Annotated in this window: 20 protein-coding genes; 11 read left to right on the forward strand and 9 right to left on the reverse strand. The window is 68.9% G+C overall.

Annotated features, from left to right (window positions below; translation table 11 throughout):
- Nucleotides 1–71 precede the first annotated feature (71 nt).
- From ACQEV2_RS29420 to ACQEV2_RS29440, 5 genes are all read left to right on the forward strand, one after another.
- Entirely contained in the window at nt 72–1340 is a 1269-nt protein-coding gene (locus ACQEV2_RS29420) for a cytochrome P450 family protein (protein ID WP_433047880.1), read from the forward strand.
- 10 nt (nt 1341–1350) lie between these two features.
- Entirely contained in the window at nt 1351–1695 is a 345-nt protein-coding gene (locus tag ACQEV2_RS29425) for an antibiotic biosynthesis monooxygenase family protein (RefSeq protein WP_433047883.1), read from the forward strand.
- Nucleotides 1696–1716: 21 nt separating this feature from the next.
- The gene (locus tag ACQEV2_RS29430; RefSeq protein WP_433047886.1) at nt 1717–2226 is read left to right on the forward strand and encodes a MarR family winged helix-turn-helix transcriptional regulator; all 510 of its coding nucleotides are present in this window, start codon (nt 1717–1719) and stop codon (nt 2224–2226) included.
- Between the two features lie 75 nt (nt 2227–2301).
- Nucleotides 2302–2640 carry a DUF3817 domain-containing protein gene (locus tag ACQEV2_RS29435; protein WP_433047889.1) on the forward strand — a complete coding sequence of 113 codons (339 nt, stop codon included), beginning with the start codon at nt 2302–2304 and terminating at the stop codon, nt 2638–2640.
- 75 nt (nt 2641–2715) lie between these two features.
- Nucleotides 2716–4416, forward strand: coding sequence for an acyl-CoA mutase large subunit family protein (locus ACQEV2_RS29440; protein WP_433047892.1), 1701 nt, complete (start codon nt 2716–2718; stop codon nt 4414–4416).
- A gap of 118 nt (nt 4417–4534) precedes the next feature.
- Here ACQEV2_RS29440 and ACQEV2_RS29445 read toward each other — a convergent pair whose 3' ends face one another.
- Nucleotides 4535–5158, reverse strand: a complete 624-nt coding sequence (locus tag ACQEV2_RS29445) for a TetR/AcrR family transcriptional regulator (RefSeq protein ID WP_433047895.1) — start codon at nt 5156–5158, stop codon at nt 4535–4537.
- A 204-nt stretch (nt 5159–5362) separates the two neighbouring features.
- Here ACQEV2_RS29445 and ACQEV2_RS29450 point away from each other — a divergent pair, with 204 nt between their 5' ends.
- The 4 genes from ACQEV2_RS29450 (at nt 5363) to ACQEV2_RS29465 (ending at nt 9737) form a co-directional block, all read left to right on the forward strand.
- Complete coding sequence (locus tag ACQEV2_RS29450; protein ID WP_433047898.1) at nt 5363–6343, forward strand: tetratricopeptide repeat protein; 981 nt, start codon at nt 5363–5365, stop codon at nt 6341–6343.
- A 662-nt stretch (nt 6344–7005) separates the two neighbouring features.
- The gene (locus tag ACQEV2_RS29455) at nt 7006–7641 is read left to right on the forward strand and encodes a DUF6230 family protein (RefSeq protein ID WP_433047901.1); all 636 of its coding nucleotides are present in this window, start codon (nt 7006–7008) and stop codon (nt 7639–7641) included.
- Nucleotides 7642–7780: 139 nt separating this feature from the next.
- The gene (locus tag ACQEV2_RS29460) at nt 7781–8353 is read left to right on the forward strand and encodes a DUF6114 domain-containing protein (protein WP_433047904.1); all 573 of its coding nucleotides are present in this window, start codon (nt 7781–7783) and stop codon (nt 8351–8353) included.
- Nucleotides 8343–9737, forward strand: a complete 1395-nt coding sequence (locus tag ACQEV2_RS29465) for a hypothetical protein (RefSeq protein WP_433047907.1) — start codon at nt 8343–8345, stop codon at nt 9735–9737. Before ACQEV2_RS29460 ends, ACQEV2_RS29465 begins: the two co-directional genes overlap by 11 nt.
- Nucleotides 9738–9860: 123 nt before the next feature.
- Here the strand turns inward: ACQEV2_RS29465 and pyk are convergent, their stop codons facing one another.
- From pyk to pta, 3 genes are all read right to left on the reverse strand, one after another.
- Entirely contained in the window at nt 9861–11291 is a 1431-nt protein-coding gene (gene pyk / locus ACQEV2_RS29470; RefSeq protein WP_433047910.1) for a pyruvate kinase, read from the reverse strand.
- Nucleotides 11292–11406: 115 nt separating this feature from the next.
- Nucleotides 11407–12615, reverse strand: coding sequence for an acetate kinase (locus ACQEV2_RS29475; protein ID WP_433047913.1), 1209 nt, complete (start codon nt 12613–12615; stop codon nt 11407–11409).
- Entirely contained in the window at nt 12612–14702 is a 2091-nt protein-coding gene (gene pta / locus ACQEV2_RS29480; RefSeq protein WP_433047916.1) for a phosphate acetyltransferase, read from the reverse strand. The genes ACQEV2_RS29475 and pta overlap by 4 nt, the downstream gene beginning before the upstream one ends.
- A 245-nt stretch (nt 14703–14947) precedes the next feature.
- On the opposite strand from pta, the gene ACQEV2_RS29485 reads away from it, so the two are divergent.
- Nucleotides 14948–15973, forward strand: coding sequence for an ATP-dependent 6-phosphofructokinase (locus tag ACQEV2_RS29485; RefSeq protein ID WP_433047919.1), 1026 nt, complete (start codon nt 14948–14950; stop codon nt 15971–15973).
- Between the two features lie 42 nt (nt 15974–16015).
- Here the strand turns inward: ACQEV2_RS29485 and ACQEV2_RS29490 are convergent, their stop codons facing one another.
- Complete coding sequence (locus ACQEV2_RS29490) at nt 16016–16807, reverse strand: XRE family transcriptional regulator (protein WP_433047922.1); 792 nt, start codon at nt 16805–16807, stop codon at nt 16016–16018.
- A 545-nt stretch (nt 16808–17352) separates the two neighbouring features.
- Here ACQEV2_RS29490 and ACQEV2_RS29495 point away from each other — a divergent pair.
- Nucleotides 17353–19404 carry a tetratricopeptide repeat protein gene (locus ACQEV2_RS29495; RefSeq protein ID WP_433047925.1) on the forward strand — a complete coding sequence of 684 codons (2052 nt, stop codon included), beginning with the start codon at nt 17353–17355 and terminating at the stop codon, nt 19402–19404.
- Here ACQEV2_RS29495 and ACQEV2_RS29500 read toward each other — a convergent pair.
- The 4 genes from ACQEV2_RS29500 to ACQEV2_RS29515 form a co-directional block, all read right to left on the reverse strand.
- Entirely contained in the window at nt 19394–20233 is an 840-nt protein-coding gene (locus tag ACQEV2_RS29500) for a carbohydrate ABC transporter permease (protein ID WP_433047928.1), read from the reverse strand. The two genes, ACQEV2_RS29495 and ACQEV2_RS29500, sit on opposite strands and share 11 nt — an antisense overlap.
- A gap of 5 nt (nt 20234–20238) precedes the next feature.
- Nucleotides 20239–21228: a carbohydrate ABC transporter permease gene (locus ACQEV2_RS29505; protein ID WP_433047931.1), complete on the reverse strand. Its 990-nt coding sequence runs from the start codon at nt 21226–21228 to the stop codon at nt 20239–20241.
- Between the two features lie 10 nt (nt 21229–21238).
- On the reverse strand, nt 21239–22624 hold the full coding sequence (locus tag ACQEV2_RS29510; protein WP_433047934.1) for an extracellular solute-binding protein: 1386 nt from the start codon (nt 22622–22624) through the stop codon (nt 21239–21241).
- Nucleotides 22625–22984: 360 nt separating this feature from the next.
- On the reverse strand, nt 22985–24970 hold the full coding sequence (locus ACQEV2_RS29515; protein ID WP_433054873.1) for a tetratricopeptide repeat protein: 1986 nt from the start codon (nt 24968–24970) through the stop codon (nt 22985–22987).
- Nucleotides 24971–25038: the final 68 nt, after the last annotated feature.

Consider the following 25038-nt stretch of genomic DNA (forward strand, 5'->3'; position numbering starts at 1 on the left):
CCGCCCGGGAAACGGTGGCACTGACCGGCGGAATCCGACCGCCGGAATCCACGCCTACCCGGGGACCAGCCATGACGCAAGCGTTCGCATCCGAGGAATCCGAGGCACTGTCGCCCGAAGAGGCCGCCGCCGCGGCCTCGGCGTGCAGCCGGGAGTTCCGCGCCAACCCGCATCCCGTGTACGCCGCGCTCCGGGAAACGGCACCCGTGTGCCCGCTGTCGCCGCCCCACGGCGTCGAGACGTACCTGATCACGCGGTACGACGACGCGCGTGCCGCGCTGGCCGACCCCCGGCTGAGCAAGGACATGTACGGCGCCATCGACGCCTACCACCGCATTTTCGGCGACTCGTCGATCGCGCTCGACGACAACATGCTCTTCTCGGACCCGCCGAAGCACACCAGGCTCCGCAGGATCGTCGGCAGTACCTTCACTCCGAAAAGGGTGGAATCGCTGCGATCGCGCGTCCAGCAGATCACCGACGAACTGCTGGACCAATGCCCGGCATCGGGGCCGTTCAATCTCCTCCCGGAGTTCTGTTTCCCGCTTCCGCTCCATGTGATCTGTGAACTTCTGGGCGTCCCGGAAAACGAGCGCAAACAGGCTCAGGAATGGTCCGCCACCGTCGCGCAGACCGGTTTCGGGCCGGAGGCGAGAAAGAAGCTGGAAATCGCCGAGGGAAATCTACGTGACTATCTTGTGGACCTGTGCGCACGAAAGCGGAAGGAGCCGGATTCGGGCCTGCTCAGCGCACTCGTCACGGCACAGGACGTGGATGGCGCGCTCACGGACCACGAACTGGTCTCCACGGCGTGGGTGCTGCTGTTCGCCGGCCACAAGTCGACCGCCTACCAGATCGGCAACGCCGTCTACCACCTGCTCGCCCAGCCGGAGCAGAAGCAACTGGCACTCCGGGACGAGACCGCCATGACCGCGGCCATCGAGGAGATCTTCCGCTTCGAGACCTCCGTGGAGAACTCGACGTTCCGCCACGCGACAGAGGACATCGTGATGCGCGACACCCTCATCCCCAAGGGTGCGCTCGTGCAGATCTCGATCACCGGGGCCCACCGTGACCCCGAAGCCTTCGCCGATCCGGACCGCCTCGACGTCACACGCCCGAACGTCCAGGCGACGCACATCGCCTTCGGCGTCGGCCCGCACTACTGCATCGGCGCGCCGCTGGCCCGGCTGGAGATGCAGATCGCCCTCACCACCCTCTTCGGCCGGTACCCCCGCATGGCCCTGGCCGGGGCACCCGAGGACGCGCGCTGGCTGACCGTGCCGTTCCCGGCCTTCCGCGGACTCGCGGAGCTGCCCGTCGTCCTCGACCCGTCCTGACGGGAGCGCCATGGAACGCGTGCGTGTCATTCGGCTGCTCCACGTCCGGGAAGGACGGGAAGCGGACTTCGTGGAGTCCTATCAGGGCGTGCTCGAACGCGCCGTGCGGTTCCCCGGGCACCTCGGCGAGCAGCTGGGCCGCTCGATCGACCATCCCGCTCGCTGGCTGCTCACCAGCGAGTGGGACAGCCTGGAGTCGGTCGAACAGTGGCGGGCCGACCCCGATCACCAGGCCCTGGTCGCGCCGATGAACGCCTGCCTGCACGACGACCGGTGGACGGCGGTCTTCCGGATCAGGGAGACGGCCGACGCACAGCGCGGACCGAAGGGCGAGACGGGGCTGACCAGCATGTGACCGGCCGGTAAGGTCGGTTCCGTGCCGAAGCCGCTCAGTCTTCCCTTCGATCCCATCGCGCGCGCCGACGAACTCTGGAAGCAGCGCTGGGGCAATGTGCCGTCCATGGCCGCCATCACCTCGATCATGCGCGCCCAGCAGATCCTGCTCGCCGAGGTCGACGCGGTGGTCAAGCCGTACGGGCTGACGTTCGCGCGGTACGAGGCCCTGGTGCTGCTCAACTTCTCCAAGGCCGGCGAACTGCCCATGTCCAAGATCGGCGAGCGGCTCATGGTCCACCCGACGTCGGTGACGAACACCGTGGACCGGCTGGTCAGGTCGGGTCTGGTGGACAAGCGGCCCAACCCCAACGACGGGCGGGGCACGCTCGCCTCCATCACCGACAAGGGCCGCGAAGTCGTCGAGGCGGCCACCCGCGACCTCATGGCGATGGACTTCGGGCTCGGGGTCTACGACGCCGAGGAGTGCGCGGAGATCTTCGCGATGCTGCGCCCGCTGCGGGTGGCGGCGCACGACTTCGAGGAGAGCTGACCGGGATCGACCTGGGTCCGACCCGGGCCCCACCCCGGCCAAGATCTCCCGGAACGGGTGGTTACGCTCGTACGCATGAAGAAGAGCGTGCTGACGCGCTACCGCGTCATGGCCTACGTGACCGGTGTCCTCCTCGTCCTGCTCACGCTGGGCGTCGTCGCCAAGTACCTGCTGAAGATGGACGGCGCCGACAGCTTCACGAGCGTCGTCGGCATCGCGCACGGCTGGCTCTACGTCGTGTACCTCGTCTTCGCCTTCGACCTGGGCGCCAAGGCGAAGTGGCCGGTGAAGCGGCAGCTGTGGGTGCTGCTCGCCGGGACGATCCCGACGGCCGCCTTCTTCGTGGAGCGCAAGGTCACCCACGAGCTGGAGGCCAAGGTCTCTGAGGGCTCGCCGGCGGTCGCCAAGGCCTGACCCCCACCGCCGTACGGAACGCGTGCGGCGGTTTCCCATCGACATTTACTTGGACGTCCTAGTAAATTCGAGGGTATGGACGCTGACGCCATCGAGGAGGGCCGCCGACGCTGGCAGGCCCGGTACGACGCCGCGCGCAAGCGCGACGCTGACTTCACCACGCTCTCCGGCGATCCCGTGGAGCCGGTGTACGGTCCCCGACCCGGGGACAGGTACGAGGGCTTCGAGCGGATCGGCTGGCCCGGGGAGTACCCCTACACGCGCGGGCTGTATCCGACCGGCTATCGAGGGCGGACGTGGACCATCCGGCAGTTCGCCGGGTTCGGCAACGCCGAGCAGACCAACGAGCGGTACAAGATGATCCTCGGCAACGGCGGCGGCGGTCTCTCGGTCGCCTTCGACATGCCGACGCTCATGGGGCGGGACTCCGACGATCCGCGCTCGCTGGGCGAGGTCGGGCACTGCGGGGTCGCCATCGACTCGGCCGCCGACATGGAGGTCCTGTTCAAGGACATCCCGCTGGGCGACGTGACCACGTCCATGACCATCAGCGGGCCGGCCGTGCCCGTCTTCTGCATGTACCTGGTGGCGGCGGAGCGGCAGGGTGTGGATCCGGGGGTGCTCAACGGGACCCTCCAGACCGACATCTTCAAGGAGTACATCGCCCAGAAGGAGTGGCTCTTCCAGCCCGAGCCGCATCTGCGCCTCATCGGCGACCTGATGGAGTACTGCGCCGCCGGGATTCCCGCGTACAAGCCGCTGTCGGTGTCCGGGTACCACATCCGGGAGGCGGGGGCGACGGCCGCGCAGGAGCTGGCGTACACGCTGGCGGACGGGTTCGGGTACGTCGAGCTGGGGCTGTCGCGCGGGCTGGACGTCGATGTCTTCGCCCCGGGTCTCTCCTTCTTCTTCGACGCGCACGTCGACTTCTTCGAGGAGATCGCCAAGTTCCGTGCGGCGCGGCGCATTTGGGCGCGGTGGATGCGGGACGTGTACGGGGCGAAGAGCGAGAAGGCGCAGTGGCTGCGCTTCCACACGCAGACCGCGGGTGTCTCGCTGACCGCCCAGCAGCCGTACAACAACGTCGTGCGTACGGCCGTGGAGGCGCTGGCCGCCGTGCTCGGCGGGACGAACTCGCTGCACACCAACGCCCTCGACGAGACCCTCGCGCTGCCCTCCGAGCAGGCCGCCGAGATCGCGCTGCGGACGCAGCAGGTGCTGATGGAGGAGACCGGGGTCGCCAATGTGGCCGATCCGCTGGGTGGTTCGTGGTACGTCGAGCAGCTGACCGACCGGATCGAGGCCGACGCCGAGAAGATCTTCGAGCAGATAAAGGAGCGGGGGCTGCGGGCGCATCCCGACGGGCGGCACCCGATCGGGCCGATCACGTCCGGGATTCTGCGGGGGATCGAGGACGGCTGGTTCACCGGGGAGATCGCTGAGTCGGCGTTCCGGTATCAGCGGGCGCTGGAGAAGGGTGAGAAGCGGGTCGTCGGGGTGAACGCCCACACCGGGTCCGTCACCGGGGATCTGGAGATCCTGCGGGTGAGCCATGAGGTGGAGCGGGAGCAGGTGCGGGTGCTGGGTGCCCGGCGGGCGGGGCGGGACGATGCCGCGGTGCGCTCCGCGTTGGACGGGATGCTGGGCGCTGCGCGGAGCGGCGCCAACATGATCGAGCCGATGTTGGAGGCGGTGCGGGCCGAGGCGACGCTGGGGGAGATCTGCGGGGTGCTGCGGGAGGAGTGGGGGGTGTACACGGAGCCGGCCGGGTTCTAGATGATTTCGCCCCCGCCGCCCTTACCCTTCCCATCCCTGGGGGGCTTCGCCCCACAGACCCCCCATCGGCCTGAACGGCCTCGTCCTCAAACGCCGGACCGGCTGAGTGGTGGGCAGATCAGTGGGCTGAGTGTGCCAGGCCCAGTGACAGGATTCGGGCGAAATTTCGTGCCCACTCCTCGTCCGCCGGTTCCGCGCTGACCAGCGTGCGGTGGACCACTGCTCCCGCCACCATGTCGAAGATGAGGTCGACCGTGCGGGCGGACTCCGTGGGGTCGGTCTCGGGTGGGAGTTCGCCGCGGGACTGGGCCCTCGCCCGGCCCTCCAGGACCAGGCGTTTCTGGCGTTCGACGATCGACTCGCGGATGCGTTCGCGCAGGGCCTCGTCCCTGGTCGCCTCCGCCACCACCGCCATCAGGCCACTTTTGGCCTCGGGACGGGCCAGGATCGCCGCGAATTGGAGGACCACGCCCTCGATGTCGGCGGCCAGGGTGCCCCGGTCGGGGAGTTCCAGTTCGTCGAAGAGTTCCGCCACCGCGTCCACGACCAGCTCGTTCTTGCCGGACCAGCGGCGGTAGAGGGTGGTTTTCGCAACTCCCGCCCGCGTCGCCACGTCTCCCAGGGTGAGCTTGGACCAGCCCACCTCCACCAGGGCCTCCCGGGTGGCCGCGAGGATCGCCGCGTCCGCCGCGGCGCTGCGGGGGCGTCCTGTGGCGCGTGGGGCGGGAGTGCGGGTCTGCATCCCATGACCATAAGACGACGGTTCCTGTGAGGCCGTGAGGGAGATCACCGGAGAGTGGTGTTCCGGAGGCACCCGGTGCCATTACGCTACGACTCGTAGCGAAACCACTGGCGTGGGGTGGGGACCCGGCGTCGTACAGCGCAGAGCACGACCGGCTCTCGCAACGCTTTTCACTGATGCGCGCGGACGGGGGAGGATAGACGCATGCAGCCACGGAACATGTCCATGAGCGGAGTCGTCGACCTCGCCGCGGTGAAGGCGGCCCAGGAGGCCAAGGCGAAGGCGGAGCAGGCGCGTGCCGAGGCCGCCCGGCAGGGCGGGGGCACCGGCGCCGTATCGCCCGCCGATCTTGTTATTGATGTGGATGAGGCAGGGTTCGAGCGGGAGGTCCTGCAGCGGTCCGCCGAGGTGCCCGTCGTCATCGACTTCTGGGCCGAGTGGTGCCAGCCCTGCAAGCAGCTGAGCCCGGTACTGGAGCGGCTCGCCGTCGAGTACAACGGGCGGTTCCTGCTGGCCAAGATCGACGTCGACGCCAACCAGATGCTGATGCAGCAGTTCGGCGTGCAGGGGATTCCGGCCGTCTTCGCCGTCGTCGCCGGGCAGGCGCTGCCGCTCTTCCAGGGGGCGGCCGGTGAGGCGCAGATCCGCCAGACGCTGGACCAGCTCGTCGCGGTGGCCGAGCAGCGGTTCGGCCTGACCGGTCTCACCGTCGACCCGGACGCCGAGCCGGGTGGCGGCGCCCAGACCGCTCCCGCCGTGCCGGCCGGTCCGTACGACGCACTGCTCGAGGCCGCCGTACAGGCCCTGGACGCGGGCGACTTGGCCGGTGCCGTACAGGCGTACAAGAACGTGCTGAGCGAGGACCCGGCGAACTCGGAGGCCAAACTGGGGCTCGCCCAGGCCGAGTTGCTGCAGCGGGTGCAGGGTGCCGACCCGCAGCAGGTGCGCAAGAACGCCGCCGAGAAGCCCGGGGACGCGCAGGCGCAGATCGCCGCCGCCGACCTGGATCTGGTGGGCGGTCATGTCGAGGACGCCTTCGGGCGGCTCATCGAGACCGTGCAGCGCACGGTGGGTGACGATCGGGACACCGTACGACTTCGGCTACTGGAGCTGTTCGAGGTCGTGGGTGCCGAGGACCCGCGTGTGGCGGCGGCGCGCAGGGCGTTGGCGCGTGCGCTGTTCTGACCGGACCAGTGAGCGGGGCGGCGGCCCCGTTCTGACCAGTCACTAAACGCACGGGCGCGTGTGGCCCGAGTGAAAGATTTGCCGACAGGGCGTCACTGCGGCCGCGCTTTACCAAATCTTGGTAATCGCGGCCGCAGTTACTGGGGGTAAGTCACAGGCTTCGTTCTGTCAGAGCCTGTCCGGTGATACCTGGATTTGTCCGGTCGCTTGACGCCACCCTGTGTGGCTGTCCGAGACCGACGGGTCGTTGTTCGGTTATCCCGCCGTTACTACTGAGTAACGAAGCCCCTTGTGCGGGCGGCGAGAATGCACCACGATCGGCCACGCTCGGTCCATTTCCGCACCCCGACAGCCGGTCGGGTCACGGGAGTTCCTGGGTCCCCACCGAGCAGAGTCGGCGGCAGTGGCGCCGGCTCTTGGACAGGGGGGTCTTCGCCCACTCGGCGAAGCCTGTCCAGCAAGGTTGTGCGTGATGCGTGTCAGGCGCGACCAGTGGTTGTCGCTCGGGGGTGATCGCCGGTGATTCGGGCGCGGTTCGCGCCACCGAGCGCAGGCGCTCTCCTTCCCGAGGACGTAGCACTTCTCCCATCCCTGCCTGGCCGACCCGTCGACTACGGGAGCTCGGTCGAGGCCAGGAGATGTACGTCCGAGAAGGAGGAAATATGGAGTCCCAGGTGCGTGGCGGGACCAGATGGAAGCGGTTCGCTGTGGTCATGGTGCCCAGCGTCGCCGCCACGGCTGCGATAGGTGTCGCCCTCGCGCAGGGCGCTCTCGCCGCGTCGTTCAGTGTCTCCGGCCAGTCGTTCAAGGTCACGACCGACAAGCTCGTCGGTACGGGTTTCTCGCAGTACGGCGCTCTTGACGAGGGCTACACGCTCACCGGCAAGAAGACGGTTCACCCCGTCGCCGTCTCGGGCTTCAAGTCCGCGACGATCAACAACCTGTGCCAGTCCGTGGTCACCCCCGACGTCCCGATCCTCGGGAGCGTCAGCCTGATCCTGCGGGCGGGCGGCGGCGACACGCCGGTTGAGGCCAAGAACCTGTACATCGACGTCGCCGAACTGAACGCGGACGCGACGTTCGAGAACATCGACATCGGTGTGGCGGCCAAGGACGCCAGCAAGGGTCCGGGCATGAAGGGCGGCGGCGAGCAGGCCAACCCCTTCGGGTTCGCCCAGCAGGCCGACAAGGCCACGCTGACCGACGTGAAGCAGACGGCGTGGGCGACCACCGCCGGAACCTTCAAGCTCAGCGGTCTGAAGATGTCGCTGTCGACGGGTGTCAAGGAGTGCTACTAAGCACTCTCTGACGGGCGGGGGAGCCGATGGCGCCCCCGCCCGTCCACTCTCCGCCCGCTTTCTTCACAAGCGGTCACATGCTCACCAACTCACCACCGCACCACCACCACAGCAACGCCGTTCCAGGGAGCTGTTTTCCATGAGCGCCGAGACTCCTGCCGTATCCGGCCAGTTCACCCGCCGGAGGCTGCAGTTCCGCGCCTGGCGGGGTACGAGGCCGTTCTGGGCCGGTCTGTTCGTCATGTTCGGCGGACTCCCGATCGCCTACTTCCCGTACGCGAACCTTCAGATCGGTCATCTGACGCTGGCGATGCAGACAGCGGGGGGCTCCAGTTCGCTGATCATCGGTGTGCTGCTCGTCGTCCTGGGCTTCACCCTCTGGTTCCAGCAGCACGTCCGCACCTTCGCCGGGATCGCGGCGATCCTGCTGGGGCTGGTGTCCATCCCCCTGTCCAACCTCGGCGGCTTCCTCATCGGCTTCCTCTTCGCCCTCATCGGTGGGGCGATGGCCGTGGCGTGGGTGCCCGGCGCGCCGCCCGAGCAGGAGCCGGCGCGGACGGACACGACGGGGACGGGTGGCGCTCCCGAGGGCCTGGACCCCGACACCACGGTCCTCAAGCCGGTCCAGGACACGGCCGAGTTGGGCAAGTCGAACGATCTGTCAGGAACGAGCCCGGCGAACGGGGCGAACGGGAGGCACAGTGCCGGCTGACGAGGTGACCCACGGGACTGATGTGGACAAGTCCCGTGTGAGAACCGGGCCGCGTCACGCGGCGCCCAAGAAGCCGCTGTTCACCAGGTTCCACATGCCGGCCGGCAAGGCGATAGCCCTGGCGGCGATGCCCACCGCCGTCCTCATGGGGATGGGGTTCACGCCGACGCTCGCGCAGGCCGACAGCAACGACTCGTCGAAGCTGACGTCGAACAGCCTGACGGCGGACGAGTACGACGAGTTCGCGGACCAGTACAAGGAATGCGTGGCGGCCCTGGACGACTCCGAGGACGCTTCGGCCTCGCCGTCGCCCTCCGCGAGCTCCGGTGACTCCACGGACCAGGACGACTCGCCGGAGCCGACGCCGTCGGCCTCCTCCGGCCAGGACTCCACGGGTTCCTCGGGTTCGTCGGACTCCTCGGACACGTCCGGTTCCTCGGGTTCCACGGGCGGCTCCTCCTCGTCGGATTCAGGTTCCGACGACGCGGCCGAGCCCACGCCCGCGCCGTCCCCGAGCACGTCGAGCGAGGCGCAGTCCGGCGACACCACCACGCCGTCCCCCTCGCCGTCCGAGAGCGGCGGCAACCTGCTGGAGGACATCGGCGACGCGATCACCGGCATCTTCACGGGCGGCTCCGGCTCCGAGGAGAGCGCGAGCCCGACGCCGACGCCCTCCGCGAGCGCGAGCGAGGAGACGTCCTCCGGGTCCTCCGACTCCGGCAAGGACACCTCCGAGGGCTCCGACCCCGCCAAGGAGACCGCCGACAAGGTCACCGACACGGTCAAGGACACCACCGACTCGGCGTCCAAGGCCGTGGAGGACACCACCGAGGCGGCCCAGGAGACCGCCGAGGAGGCTGCCGCCGCCGCCACGCCGAGCCCCTCCGCGAGCTCCACCACGGACGCCGAGGACTGTCCGGCCGCCACCGACGACGAGAGCGGCGTCGACAACAAGGTGCCGGTGGCGGACGACCCCTGGTACCTGGAGGCCAGCTCGCTGCTGCTGAAGGGCGCGGACTACCAGGGCATCGTCGAGGTGAAGACCGCCAACGGCACCAAGAAGAAGGTGCTGAAGTACGTCATCTCCGACGGCACCGACATCGGCGACCTGCACCAGCTGGTCAAGGACAAGCAGTCCGGCAAGACCTACCACGTGCAGGCGGCCCAGGGCTCCACGTCCACGATCCGCAACGGCACGACGGTGATGTACACCGAGAGCATCTCCGGCAATCTGCTCGGCCTGATCCCGGTGACGTTCGACCCGGAGCACCCGCCGCCCCTGAACATCCCGTTGATCTACTTCACCAAGGTGAGGGTCGTCCAGGCGGCCCAGTTCGGCGGCACGCTGCACGTGCCCGGGATGCACATGTTCACGACCGACTGAACCGCGCTCACGACCGACTGAGCGTCCGCACAAGCCCGTTCGGGAGCCGCAAAAACGCTGAGGGCGCCCCCTGGTCACAGGGGGCGCCCTCAGCGCCGTACGACAGCCTTGTCAGGCCTCGGGTCAGTCCCGTGCGCCGCCGCCGAGGTGGTGGACGCGGACCATGTTGGTGGTCCCGGGGACGCCGGGCGGGGAACCGGCCGTGATCACCACGATGTCGCCCTCGTTGAACAGGCCCATCTTGACGATCTCCTGGTCCACCAGGTCGACCATCTCGTCGGTGCTGTTGACGAACGGCACCACGTGCGGCTCCACACCCCAGCTGAGCGTCATCTGGTTGCGGGTGCCCTCGTCCGTGGTGAAGGCCACGATCGGCTGGGCGGCGCGGTAGCGGCACAGGCGGCGGGCGGTGTCGCCGGACTGCGTGAAGGCGACCAGGCCCTTGCCGCCGAGGAAGTCGGCGATCTCGCAGGCCGCGCGGGCCACCGAACCACCCTGCGTACGGGGCTTCTTGCCCGGCACGAGCGGCTGCAGGCCCTTGGACAGCAGCTCCTGCTCGGCCGCGGTGACGATCTTCGACATCGTCTTGACGGTCTCGATCGGGTACGCGCCGACCGAGGACTCCGCCGACAGCATGACGGCATCCGCGCCGTCCAGGATCGCGTTGGCCACGTCGGAGGCCTCGGCGCGGGTCGGACGGGAGTTGGTGATCATCGACTCCATCATCTGGGTCGCCACGATCACCGGCTTGGCGTTGCGGCGGCACAGCTCGATGAGCCGCTTCTGCACCATCGGGACCTTCTCGAGCGGGTACTCGACGGCCAGGTCGCCACGCGCGACCATCACGCCGTCGAACGCCATCACGACGTCCTCCATGTTGGCGACCGCCTGCGGCTTCTCCACCTTGGCGATGACCGGGACGCGGCGGCCGACCTCGTCCATGACCTTGTGCACGTCCTGCACGTCGTTGGCGTCCCGCACGAAGGACAGGGCGACCAGGTCGCAGCCCATGTTCAGCGCGAACCGCAGGTCCTCGACGTCCTTCTCGGACAGCGCCGGCACGTTCACGGCCGCGCCGGGCAGGTTGATGCCCTTGTGGTCGGAGACGACGCCGCCCTCGATGACGATCGTCTTCACCCGCGGGCCCTCGACGTCCAGGACCTTCAGCTCGACGTTGCCGTCGTTGATCAGGATCTGGTCGCCGCGCGCGACATCGCCGGGCAGGCCCTTGTAGGTGGTCCCGCAGATGGACTTGTCGCCCGGGACGTCCTCGGTCGTGATGACGAACTCGTCACCGCGCTCCAGCTCGACCGGGCCCTCGGCGAAGGTCTCCAGACGGATCTTCGGACCCTGGAGGTCGGCGAGCACACCGATGGCCCGCCCGGTCTCCCGGGCGGCGGCACGCAGGCGCTCGTACCGCCCCTGGTGGTCCTCGTGGGTGCCGTGGCTGAAGTTGAAGCGGGCCACATTCATGCCCGCCTCGATCAGCGCGACGAGCTGTTCATGGGAGTCGACCGCGGGGCCGAGAGTACAAACGATTTTCGAACGGCGCATGGGACGATCCTATCGGTTTGTTTCGCCGCGGAATATTCCGTCTGGCGGAAGATACAAATGAGCTGCGCATTGCTCAGCCGTGTTACTCAGGCGTTCCACACGGCGGAGCCGCATATCAAATGCGTCCGACCAGTGCGTAGGTCTGCGTCGCGATCTCCAGTTCTTCATCCGTCGGCACCACGGCGACCGCCACACGCGCGTGCGCCGGCGAAATCAGCCGCGGCTCGTCACCGCGTACGGCGTTCAGCTCGCCGTCCACCGCCAGGCCCAGCTCCTCGAGGCCGGCGACGGCCGCCTCCCGCACGGGCGCCGCGTTCTCCCCGACGCCGGCCGTGAACGCCACCGCGTCCACCCTGCCGAGCACCGCGTAATAGGCGCCGATGTACTTCTTCAAACGATGAATGTAGATGTCGAAGGCGAGCTTCGCCTCCGCGTCGCCCTCGTCGACGCGGCGCCGGATCTCCCGCATGTCGTTGTCGCTGCACAGACCGATGAGACCGCTCTTCTTGTTGAGAAGAGTGTCGATTTCGTCGATGGACATTTCGGCAACGCGCGCCAAATGGAAGATGACCGCCGGATCCACATCACCGGATCGCGTACCCATCACGAGCCCCTCCAAAGGCGTCAGCCCCATGGAGGTGTCCACGCAACGACCGCCCCGTACGGCGGACGCGGACGCGCCGTTGCCCAGGTGCAGCACGATGACGTTCACGTCCTCGGGCGCCTTGCCGAGCAGCTCGGCGGTGGCCCGGGAGACGTACGCGTGCGAGGTGCCGTGGAAGCCGTACCGGCGTATCCGGTGCCGGTCGGCGGTCTCGACGTCGATCGCGTAGCGGGCGGCCGACTCCGGCATCGTCGTGTGGAACGCGGTGTCGAAGACGGCGACCTGGGGCAGGTCCGGCCGCAGCTGGCGGGCGGTGCGGATGCCGGTGAGGTTGGCCGGGTTGTGCAGCGGGGCGACGGGTATCAGCCGCTCGATCTCGGCGAGCACGGCGTCGTCGATGACGGTCGGCTCGGTGAAGTGCTTGCCGCCGTGCACCACCCGGTGCCCGATCGCGGCCAGCTCGGGCGAGTCGAGCCCGAGACCGTCCTTGGCGAGCTCCGCCGACACGGCCTTCAGGGCGGCCTCGTGGTCGGCGATCGGTCCGGTCCACTCACGGCTCTCGCCGCCGCCCGCCAGCGGAGTGTGCTTGAGCCGGGAGGTCTCCTCCCCGATGCGCTCGACCAGGCCCACGGCCAGCCGGCTGCTGTCCCGCATGTCGAGCAGCTGGTACTTCACCGACGAGGAGCCGGAGTTGAGGACGAGGACGCGGGACGCACTCACTGCTGGGAAACCTTCTCGCTGGGGGACTGGGCCTGGATCGCCGTGATGGCGACGGTGTTGACGATGTCCTGGACGAGCGCGCCCCGGGACAGGTCGTTGACCGGCTTGCGCAGACCCTGCAGCACCGGGCCGACGGCGATCGCGCCGGCCGAACGCTGCACGGCCTTGTAGGTGTTGTTACCTGTATTGAGGTCAGGGAAGATCAGAACCGTTGCCTGCCCGGCCACGTCCGATTCCGGCAGCTTGGTCGCGGCCACGGACGGCTCCACGGCGGCGTCGTACTGAATGGGCCCCTCGATCTTCAGATCGGGCCGCCGCTCCCGCGCCAGCTCGGTCGCCTCGCGCACCTTGTCGACATCGGCGCCCGAACCGGACGTGCCCGTCGAGTACGACAGCATCGCGATCCGCGGCTCCACACCGAACTGTTCGGCGGTGGCGGCCGACTGGATGGCGATGTCGGCCAGCTGCTCGGCGTTCGGGTCGGGGTTCACCGCGCAGTCGCCGTAGACGAGCACCCTGTCGGCGAGGCACATGAAGAAGACGGAGCTGACGATCTTCGTGTCGGCCTTGGTCTTGATGATCTCGAAGCCGGGCCGGATGGTTGCGGCCGTGGAGTGCACGGACCCCGAGACCATGCCGTCCGCGAGCCCCTCCTGCACCATCAGGGTGCCGAAGTAGTTCACATCGCTGACGACGTCGTACGCCAGCTCGACCGTGACCCCCTTGTGCGCGCGCAGCTGGGCGTACTTCTCGGCGAAGGCGTCGCGCAGCTCGCTGGTGGCCGGGTCGATCAGCTGGGAGTCGCCCAGGTCGATGCCGAGGTCGGCGGCCTTCTTGCGTATCTGGTCGACGGGGCCGAGGAGGGTGAGGTCGCAGACCCGGCGCCGCAGGAGCACCTCGGCCGCGTGCAGGACGCGCGGCTCGGTGCCCTCGGGCAGCACGATGCGGCGCATGTTCGAGCGGGCCTGCTCCAGGAGCTTGTGCTCGAACATCATCGGTGTGACCCGGTCGCTGCTCGGCGCCGAGACCCGCTTGATCAGGTCACCGGTGTCGACGTACCGCTCGAAGAGGCCGAGGGCGGTCTCCGCCTTGCGCGGGGTGGCCGCGTTCAGCTTCCCCTCCAGGGAGAACAGCTGCTCGGCGGTGGGGAAGCTGTAGCCGGGCACCGACAGCACCGGGGTGCCCGGGGCGAGGCGGGCGGCGAGGGTGAGGATCTCGTCGCCGGGGCGCTCGTCCAGGGTGAGCAGCACGCCGGCGATCGGCGGGGTGCCGGCGCTGTGCGCGGCCAGCGAGCCGACGACCAGGTCGGCGCGGTCGCCCGGGGTGACGACCAGGCAGCCCGGGGTCAGGGCGCTGAGGAAGTTGGGCAGCATGGCGCCGCCGAAGACGAACCCGAGGGCGTCGCGCGCGAGCCCCGAGTCGTCGCCCAGCAGGACCTTCGCGCCGAGGGACTGGGCGATCTGCGCGACGGTCGGCGCGGAGAGCGCGGGCTCGTCCGGGACGACGTAACAGGGCACCGGCAGCCGCGACTCGAGCCGCTCGGCGATCTCGTCCCGGTCCTCCCGGGCGACCCGGTTGGTGACCATGGCCAGCACGTCGCAGCCGAGGCTGTCGTACGCCCGATAGGCGTTTCGCGTCTCGGCGAGCACGGACTCGGTGGTCTGCTTGCGCCCGCCCACGACCGGTATCACGGACGCGCCGAACTCGTTGGCGAGCCGGGCGTTGAGGGACAGCTCGTCCGGGAGCTGGGTGTCGGCGTAGTCGGTGCCGAGGACGAGGACGACGTCGTAGTCGCGGGCGACGACATGGAACCGGTCGACGAGCGTGGACACCAGCTCGTCGGTCCCGCGCTCGGCCTGGAGCGCGGACGCCTCGTGGTAGTCCATGCCGTAGACCGTGGCCGGGTCCTGGGAGAGGCGATAGCGGGCGCGCAGCAGCTCGAACAGCCGGTCGGGACTGTGGTGGACCAGCGGCCGGAACACCCCCACCCGGTCGACCTGCCGGGTCAGGAGCTCCATCACCCCGAGCTCGACGACCTGGCGGCCGTCCCCGCGGTCGATTCCGGTCACGTACACGCTGCGCGTCACGCGTGCTCTCCGTTTCGTCTGTTCGTCCGTCTGGCCGTCTGGTCCGGCCGTCTGTCAGCGGCTTGGCGGAGCCTTTGGTCGCAAATTCGCCCAGTGAGGTGAGCGAAACCCTCTTGACAATACCCTTGTCTGTGGATTAGGCGCCCGTCAGGCCCGTGGGTCGGACATGCGGCGGCGCAAGGCGGGGAACATGAAACAATCGGACCGGCTCACCGGTATCAACAGCGAGCAGGAGACACAGCACGATGCGTATCGGAGTTCTCACCGCAGGCGGCGACTGCCCCGGCCTGAACGCAGTGATCCGGTCGGTCGTGCACCGGGCCGTCGCCCACTACGGCGACGAGGTGATCGGCTTCGAGGACGGATACGCGGGCCTGCTGGACGGCCGCTACCGCAGCCTCGACCTGGAGGCGGTCGGCGGCATCCTGGCGCGCGGCGGCACGATCCTGGGGTCGTCGAGGCTGGAGCGCGACCGGTTGCGCGAGGCGTGCGAGAGCGCCCCCGACATCGCCCGTGACTTCGGCATCGACGCGCTGATCCCGATCGGCGGTGAGGGAACCCTGACGGCGGCACGGATGCTGTCGGACGCGGGCCTGCCGGTGGTGGGCGTGCCGAAGACCATCGACAACGACATCTCGTCCACGGACCGCACGTTCGGCTTCGACACGGCGGTCGGGGTCGCCACCGAGGCCATGGACCGCCTGAAGACGACCGCGGAGTCACACCAGCGGGTGATGGTGGTGGAGGTCATGGGCCGCCACGCCGGCTGGATCGCGCTGGAGTCCGGCATGGCCGCGGGTGCGCACGGCATCTGCCTGCCTGAGCGCCCCTTCGACCCCGGAGACCTCGTGAAGATGGTCGAGGAGCGCTTCGCGCGCGGCAAGAAGTTCGCGGTGATCTGCGTCGCCGAGGGAGCCCACCCCGCCGAGGGCACCATGGACTACGGCAAGGGCGAGATCGACCAGTTCGGCCACGAGCGCTTCCAGGGCATCGGTACGGCACTGGCGTTCGAGCTGGAGCGCCGCCTCGGCAAGGAGGCCAAGCCGGTCATTCTCGGCCACGTCCAGCGCGGCGGCACGCCGACCGCGTACGACCGCGTCCTCGCCACCCGCTTCGGCTGGCATGCGGTGGAGGCGGCGCACCGGGGCGAGTTCGGCAGGATGACCGCGCTGCGGGGGACCGACGTGGTGATGGTGCCGCTGGCGGAGGCGGTCACCGAGCTGAAGACGGTGCCGAAGGACCGGATGGACGAGGCGGAGTCGGTGTTCTAGGCCGGGTTCCCGGGCGGCCGGAGACTCAGTCGGGGTCGAAGTTCAGGGGGCACTTCTCCCGACGGTCGTCCAGAAGTGATCGACGATCCGGTCGAGGTATTCGCGGCCGGCCGCACCGGAGTGCGTGTTGTCGCCGCCCCAGCTGAGGGTGGCGGTCATCTGCCCCTGGTAGTTCTGGTGCAGCTCCTGGAGGGCGGTCTCCAGGATGCGCCGGTCCAGGGGCACCATCTTGCCGACCGGGCGTACGTACGCCTGCCAGCGCGTCGTCACGGCACTGCGCAGCAGCTCGGCGAGCTTCCCGTCGCGGCCCGTGACAGTGATGAAGTCCGGCAGCGACAGGCCGAGGATCTCGGCGAGGGCGGCGGACTGGCGGTCGGTGCCGCGCCAGTCGTCGAGCTCCTCCATGCGGAGATAGGCCGGGAGGTCGTGCCCGACGGTACGCGCCACGTCCTCGGGTGCGAGCCCGCGCGCGATGCGGTGCTCACGCAACGTCCGCGGCTTGCCGAGCAGCTCACTGGGCGAGCACCACAGCACCCCCGCGAGTGCGGTGAGCTCGTTGCTGGTCGGCGCGGCGAGCTCGCGTTCCCAGGCGATGACCAGGTCTTCGGTGACGTAGGGAAGCCCGTACGAGGCCCGCATGCCGTAGGCGACATGCTCGGGCCCCATGTTGAGGGCGGCACGGAGTCTGCGGGCGGCGGGGGCGTTGAAGGGGGGAGTGGGTGGGGTCCGGTGGCTGGAGCGGTTGGGGTGTTTGTGGCGGTTGGGGTGGCTGGGGTGGTCGGGGTGATGGTTGTGGTGGTGGGGCTGGTTCGGTTGAGCTGGGGGTCGGCGCACGGGGCACAACGTAGGGCCGGCGGGGTGGGGTGACTACGGTCTGTTCGGCCAGGATTACGGATTGTAGGAAGCTATGACTACTGGCGGGTTCGTTTACGGGGGGAGGTCGTCTGTCGAGGTGGGGCGATAGTGGGGCGTGTTGCGCCAGGGCGGGGGACGGCTTGGCCCGATGGATGGTGACATTCGGTGAATGGCAAGGTCAGGGGGCATATTCGGGAAAGTGCTCCCATGTCGATCTCTTTGTCGTCCGTGGTGGTGGTGCTGCGGCCATGGATCGTGTGAACGGACATCGAAGAGGAGTGCGGCATGGTCAACGGGCCGAGCGGTCGCCGAGAGGTGGGTGAGCGGCGGCTCAATCCCGACGTCGGGTGAGGCGGTGTCCCTCGCCGAGCTCCGGGAGGACGATCTGCCCGGGGGTTCCGGGGCGTACCGTGTTCGGGCGCGAGGTTCGTGGGCGGTACGGGGGCGGCGCCATGGTCGGTGAGGGTGGGCGGTACGGCGGGGATCATGTCGATCTCCGGGGCGGGGCGTTCAACGGGGCTGTTGTGGCCAAGGGGACCTTCTACCAGCAGGCTGCTGCGCCTACGGCGCTGGACGCGCTGCCCGCGAGGCCGGCCGGCTTCACGGGGCGGGGCGAGGAGCTGGAGGAGTTGCTCCGCGCCTTCGATCCGACCGTGACCGGAGGGCCGGAGGCTGTCCTGGTCGCCGCGCTGTCCGGGCTCGGCGGTATCGGGAAGACCGCGCTCGCGGTGGAGGCGGCGCACGAGGCGTGTGAGAAGGGGTGGTTTCCGGGCGGGGTGCTCTTTCTGGATCTCCATGGGTACGACGACGATCCCGTGACGGGGGAGCAGGCGCTGGAGGCGTTGCTGCGGGCGGTCGGTGTGGAGCCGGAGCACATTCCGGTGGGGGTGGATGAGCGGGGGGCGCTGTACCGGTCGGTGCTTGCCGAGCGGGGGCGGGAGCGGGGCGCGGTGCTGGTGGTGGCCGACAATGCGTCCTCGCCGGGGCAGGTGCGGCCGTTGCTTCCCGGTGAGGGGCGGCATCGGTTGCTGGTCACCTCGCGCAGTAAGTTGCCGCAGCTGGGGGCGCGGTTGCTGGCACTGGACGAGTTGGCGCCGCGGGAGGCGTTCGAGCTTCTCGACGGTGCGCTACGGGTCGCGGACCCGGCCGACAGCCGGGTTGCCGAGGAAGCCGAGGCGGCCATGCACGTTGCTTCCCATTGTGGGTGTCTGCCGCTCGCTCTCCAGATCGCGGCGGCGCTGCTGGTGCTGGACCGGGGCAAGCCCGTTGCCGAACTGGCCGCCGAGCTCTCGGAGTTCCGTGACCGCTTGGTTCACCTCGACGATGGGGAGCGCAGCGTCCGCGCTGCCTTCGACCTGTCGTATCGGCGTCTGCCGCCTGATCAGGCCCGGTTGCTGCGGCTGCTTGCCCTTGCCCCGGGGGCCGAGGTGACTACCGAAGCCGTAACCGCCTTGAGCGGGGAGGATGCCCCGCCGACTCGGGCCTTGGGCGAGCTGGCCCGAGCTCACCTCGTCGGGCGAGGGAGTACTCGCGGACGGTGGCGCCTGCATGACCTGGTGCGGGCGTTCGGGGTGGCGACGGTGGCCCATCGCGCCGACTTCGTGGAGGAGGGGAACGCGGCCCGGTGGCGGCTGCTGGAGTACTTCCACCGGTGGGCAACGGCCGCCGATCAGCGGCTGGAGTGGTTTCCGGGACGGCCGGAGCCGGAGCGGTTCGCGGACCGTGCTGCCGCGTTCGAGTGGCTGGACAGGGAGCGTGAGGGTCTGGTGGCTGCCGTGCAGTGGGCTCATGAGCGCCCGTACGCGGACATGGCGGTGTCGTTGGCCGAACGGTTGGTGACGTACCTGAGCAGGCGGAGGTACTCCGACGACTGGATCATGGTTGCAAGTACCGCCCGGGGAGTGGCCCACCGCTCGGGGCACCGACGTGCCGAGGCCGGAGCCTGGGAGAGTCTGGGTGGCGCGCTGCGGCAGGCAGGGCGGGATGATGAGGCTGTCGACGCTCACAGGCGGGCCTGCGACCTGTTCCGAGCCGCCGGGGACGCCGACCGCGAGGTCTTTGCGCGGAACCAACTCGGCATCGCCTTACAAAAGGTGGGTCGACTCGAAGAGGCGATTGATGTCCACCTGTCCGACCTGGACCTGTTCCGGACCGCCGGGGACCGCCGTGGTGAGGGCATCGCGTGGATCAACCTCGGAGGCGCCCTGCGGGAAGCGGGACGGCTGGAAGAAGCGATCGATGCCCATACCCGTGCCCGTGACCTCTTCCGGAGGGTGGGGGACCGCCACCACGAGGGCTACGCGTGGAGCAACCTCGGCAGTGCCCTGCAACAGGTGGGACGGGTGGAGGAGGCTATCGAGTCGTTCAAGGAATCCCTGGAGTACTACACGGAGTTCGAGGACTGGTACGCGGAAGGTCTGACCCTGGAGATGCTGGCCCGGGCATACGAAGACGCTCAGGAACCTTCCAAGGCCCGGTCCTGCCGACTTCGCGCCGCTGACTCCTTCACCCGGGCCATGGCTCCCGACCGAGCTGCCGCAGCCCGCACCGCAGCAGCCGAACCTCTCACCCCTTGACCGCCCCACCCAACGCAAACCCCGCACCCAACCGCCGAGCCACCACCACATAAAGCAAAATCACCGGCGTCGAATAGATAACCGAGAACGCCGCCAGCTGCCCATACACCACGGTCCCCCGATTCCCGAAGAACTCATTGATGCTCACCGCCGCAGGCATCTGATCCGGCGTAAGCAACAACATGAACGGCACGAAGAAGTTCCCCCACATCATCACGAACGAGAACACCGTCACCACCGCCACACCGGGCCCCATCAGCGGCAGCACAACCCGCACCAGCGACTGAAGCGACGACGCCCCGTCCGTCCAGGCAGCCTCCTCCAGCTCCTTCGGCACGCCATCCATGAAGTTCTTCATCAGCCAGATGGCGAACGGCAATTGAGACGCGGCGAAGAAGAAAATCGTGCCCTGCATGGTGTCGATCAGGTTCACCTGCACGAACAGCGCATACACGGGCACCATGATCGCCGTGATCGGCAGACTCGTGGCGAAGAGAATCGTGAGCAGGAACGGCCGGTTGAACCGCGACCCGAACCGCGACAGCGGATACGCGGCCAGCGCCGCGCACACCACGGTCAGTGCCGTACCCCCGCCGCACAGGAGCAGGCTGTTGAGCAGGGGCGTGAAGGTGATGTCCGGTGTCAGGACGGCGTCGAAGTTGTCCAGGGTCACTCCGTCCGGGAGCTTCACTTGGAGGTTGGCGTTCGTGTCGACCGAGGAGAGGATCACCCACGCCAGTGGGAGCACGAACGCGGCGGCCAACACCAGAAGGCCGGCGTCGGCGGCCAGGCGGTGAGTGGTGCGTCGGGAGGCGAGAGTACGGGACACGGGCGTCAGACCTCCGTTCGCAGCAGACGCAGATAGACCACCGAGAACAACGAGCCCACCACCAGCAACAACAGGGCCACCGCCGTGCCGTAGCCGATCATGCTCTTCTGGAACGCCTCCTCGTACATGAAGAGCGGCAGCGTCTGGCTCTTGCCGCCCGGGCCGCCCCTCGTCATCACCCAGATCAGGCCGAAGACGGACAGCGTCTGGAGGGTGATGAGCATCAGGTTCGTGCCGATGGAGCGGCGGATCATCGGGAGCGTGATGTGCCACATACGGCGCCAGCCGCCCGCGCCGTCGACCTCCGCCGCCTCCGTGATCTCCTTGGGGATCTCGTTCAGCGCCGCCGAGTAGACCAGCATCGAGAAGGCCGTGCCCCGCCACACGTTCGCGAAGGACACTGCCAGGATCGGGAGGGTGAACAGCCAGTTCTGGGTGGGGAGATGGAGCCACTCCAGGATGGCGTTCAAAGTGCCCTCGCGGCGGAAGAAGGCGTAGAGGAGGAAACCGGCGACGACCTCCGGCAGGACCCAGGCCGTGATGACGATGCCGCCGACCAGCGTGCGCACGGGCTTCGACGCGCGCTGCATCAGTGCGGCCAGGGCCAGGCCCAGGGTGTTCTGGCCGAGCAGGGCCGAGATGACGGTGAAGACGAGGGTGAGCCAGACCGCGTTGAGGAACGCCTCGTCACCGAAGGCCGTACGGAAGTTGTCGAAGCCGACGAACGACTCCGCTGCCTGGCCGGTGAGTTGGAGGTCGGTGAAGGCGATGTAGGCGCAGTAGGCGATGGGGCCGGCGAGGAAGAGGAGCAGGAGGACGACGGCCGGGGAGAGGGGGAGGGCTCGGGCGAGGGAGCGGTGGAGGGGACGGGAGTGCGGGCGATGTGGCGCGGCGTGGGGGTTGGCCGGCCCCTGCCCCCGTCCCCGTCCCCACCCTCGCCCACGTCCCCGTCCCGCTCCCGGTCCGGACCCTGGCGTTTTGGCGACGGTCGTCATGCGCGGGGGCTCACTTCTCGATCACCTGGCCGTCCGCCGCCGTCTTCAGCTCCTCGTCGTAGCCCTTCGCCGCCTCGTCGACCGACATGTCACCCGTCGTCACGCCCTCCATCGCCTCCTGGATCGCGGTGGAGACCTTCGGGTACGCCGGGTAGGCGGGGCGGTAGTGGGTGTTCGCGACGAGATCGGTGAAGAACTTGATGCCGGGTTGGGCGTTGACGTACGACGGGTCGCTCGCGACGTCCTTCCGTACCGCGATGCCGGAGTTGGCGACGTACCACTTCTGGGCGTTCGCCTTCGTCTGCATCGTCTTGATGAACTCGAAGGCCAGGTCCGGGTTGGCCGCCTTGGCAGGGATCGACCAGGTCCAGCCGCCGGACATGCTCACCTTGCCGGGGGCCTGGCCGTTCTGGGTCGGCATGGCGGCGAGGCCGAGTTCGTCGGACCACTCGGGCCATTCGTGGCCGCTGCCGGGGAGCCAGTCCTGGGGGAGCCAGGAGCCGTCGAGGGCGATGGCGAGCTTGCCCTGCGGGAGCCACTCGCCGCGGACGCGGGTCATGACGTTGGGGTCGAGGGCGTCGGAGACGTCCGGGCCGAGCTTCTCCTTGTAGACCGTCTCCACGAAGGCGAGTGAGTCCTTGAAGCCCTGGCTGCCGGCGATCCATTTCTTGGCGGCCCTGTCGTACAGAGGGTCCGATGTGCCGTCGTCCGCATTCGTACCCGTGCCGTAGAGCAGCATCTCGAAAGTCTGCATCGTGGCGGCCTCGCCGACGGGTTTGCCCGTGTAGACGTTCAGGGGGATGACGTCGGGGACTTCCTCCTTGATGGTGCGGGCGGCTTCGAGGACGTCGTCCCAGGTCTTCGGCTGCCAGTCGGCGGGCAGGCCGGCCTTCTTGAAGATGTCCTTGCTGAACCACAGGCCCCGGGTGTCCGTGCCGTCCGGGACGCCGTACGTCTTGCCGTCCTCGCCCTTGGCCGCGGCTTTCGCCGTGTCGATGAACTGGTTCCAGTCCTGCCACTTGCCGAGGTACGGGTCGAGGGGCTTCAGATACCCGCTGGTGATGTCCGAGTTGATGAGGAAGGTGTCCTCGTAGACCAGGTCGGGGGCGGTCTTGGGGGAGCGGAGCATCTGCTGGAGCTTGGTGTAGTACTCCGAGTCCGGGGCCTTGATGGGGACGAACTCGACCTTCTTGCCGGGGTTGGCCTTCTCGAACTGCTTCTTGATGTCCGCGAGGTAGGTGTCCATCACCTTGATGGAGTTGTCCGTGGACTGTTTGAAGGAGACCTTGAGGGTGTCCGGGTCGCTGCCGGAACCGCTGCCGCAGGATGTGAGGGCGGTGGCGGTGAGGGCGGCGACGAGGAGTGCGGGGAGAACGGCGGTGGGGCGCACGGGCATGACCTCCTGCGGGCGCACGTCGTTGTGGCGCGGGGATGGCTGCCTGGTGAACGTAGGTTGAGTGGTCTAGTCAGGTCAATGCGTCTGCGGCTGATTGGGCGGTGGGGTGGCGGCGAACGCCTACAGGAGGGGGTCGGCCTTGCCGGACTTGATGTCGCGGATGCACGGTGTCGAGCTGGGGGATCGGGCCGTAGGCATAGAACGGCGTGCCCGGTGCCCGAGAACGCGCCGGATTCGACGGGGAGCACGCGCAATTCGATGGGGTTCGGGGAGGGGCGGGAGCCCGGGGTGGGACGCGGATGTGGGTGGTGGTGCCTTGGCAGGGGCTCGGGGAGTATGCGGGGGTGTGAGGGTGGGAAGTTATTCCGGTTGTTCGGCGGCGCGGGCGCGGACCTCGGCGGCTTCGGCTGGGGCGTTGGCGCGGGTGAAGGCGTCGGCGGCTCCGAGGAGAGCGGCGCGTGCCTCGGCGGGGCGGCGGACAGCCTGGTGTGCGACGGCCAGGTTGCGCAGGACCTGTCCCTCGCCGTACCAGTCCTCGAACCCCCGGTATGCCTCCAGGGACTTGCCGTACGCCTCGATCGCCTCCTCCACCCGGTCCGCCTTCCACAGGGCGACGCCGAGGTTGTGCCACGCAGTGGCCTCGCGGCGGCGGTCTCCGGTAGCCCTGAACAACGCGCGAGCCCGGGTGTGGGCGTCGATCGCCTCCCCCGCCCGGCCCGCCTCCCGCAGGGCGCTACCGAGGTTGTTCCACGCCATGGCCTCGCTATTGCGGTCTTCGGCGGCCTGGTACAGGTCGCGGGCCTGGGTGTGGGCGTCGATCGCCTTCCCCGCCCGGCCCGCTTCTCGCAGAGCGAGGCCGAGGTTGTTCCACGCGATGCCTTCGCCGTAGCGGTTTTCGGTGGCCTGAAAGAGGTCGCGGGCCTGGGTGTGGGCGTCGATCGCCTCCTCCACCCGGCCCGCATTCCGCAGGGCGAGGCCGAGGTTGTTCCATGCGCCCGCCTCGTCCAGCCGGTCCCCGGACCGGTGGGCGGCCTCCCGCGCGGCCTCCTCCACGGCGATCCAGTCGTCGAAATACCGCCGCCAGGACAGGTACTCCCCCAGACACTCGGCCAGCCGCACGGCCGCGCCCGCGAACCGCTCCTCCCGCCCCCACCCCACCGCCGCCACCAGACCCGCCCGCTCCCCGTCCAGCCAGGCCAACGCCTGCGCCCGGTCGTCGAACCGCTCCGGCTCCGCCATCCCCGGCAACCACCGCAACCGATCATCAGCCGCATCGGCCCACCGGTAGTAAAACCCCAGCACTCGCTCCCGCGCTGCTTCCCCCTCCTCCCACAACCCCGCATCGCCCGCCACCACACCCGCCCCGAAAACCCGCACCAGGTCGTGCAACCGCCACCGCATTGCGGAAGCCGTCCCGTTGCTGCGCCGCACTGGCGTGACGAGATGTCTGGCGGCCAAGTCCTCCAGCAGGGGCAGCACGGACTCCGCGTCGAGATCGGCAAGAGCGGCGACGGCCTCCGTACCGGTCTCCGCACCCGGAGCAAGGCAGAGCAAGCGCAGCAGCCTGGCCTGGTCGGGCGACAGCCGACGGTACGAGGTCTCCAGCACAGGACGCAGAACGAGCGAGCGCCCATACATGTCCGTTCCAGGGCTGCCACGGTCGAGGACAGCGGTCGGATCCCCGGCGTCCCGGATCTCGGCCACCAGAGAAGCGATGTCCCGACGGCGTCGCCGACGCAGCATCCCCGCCGCGATCTGCAGAGCCAGGGGCAAGTGTCCGCAGAGATCGGCCAGTTCGCGCAGTGCTCCGGGTTCGCGTGCCGGTCGGTCGTCCCGTTCGTCGGTGTCGTGCAGGGCGCGGGTCACGAGGGCGACGGAGTCACCTGGGATGAGTGTCTCCAGGTCAATCAGTCGTACCGGAAGGGCGTCAGGACGGTCCCGCGAAGTGATGAGCACCCGGTGGTGGTCCGTCCCGGGCAGCAGCGGCAGGTACTGGGACGGCCCCGACGCGTTGTCCAGGATCAGCAGCATCCGGTCCCGCCGTTCGGAGAGGAGCTCGCGGTACGCGTCGTACTGACGCTCCGGCGTCGGCGGCAGATCCCGGTCCCGCACGCCGAGCGCGTCCAGCAGGGCTAGGACCGCCTGATCGGCCGTAGCCGGGTCGTCGTCGTACCCGCGCAGGTCCACGAAGAGCGTCCCGCCCGGGAACCAGCCCCGCGCACGGGCCCGGTGTGCCGCCTCCACGGCCAGCGCGGTCTTGCCGATGCCGCCCATACCGGTGACCGCGAAGATGAGGAGCGGGAGCGCGGCCGTGTCGTCCTCGTCGGGGGAGAGGTGCGGGAGCAGGCGATCCAGCTCTGCCGATCGGCCGGTGAACCCCAGGGGGCGGGGCGGGAGTGTGGCGGTCGCTCGCG

Source organism: Streptomyces sp. CA-251387 (assembly GCF_050936625.1).
Taxonomy (GTDB): Bacteria; Actinomycetota; Actinomycetes; order Streptomycetales; family Streptomycetaceae; genus Streptomyces.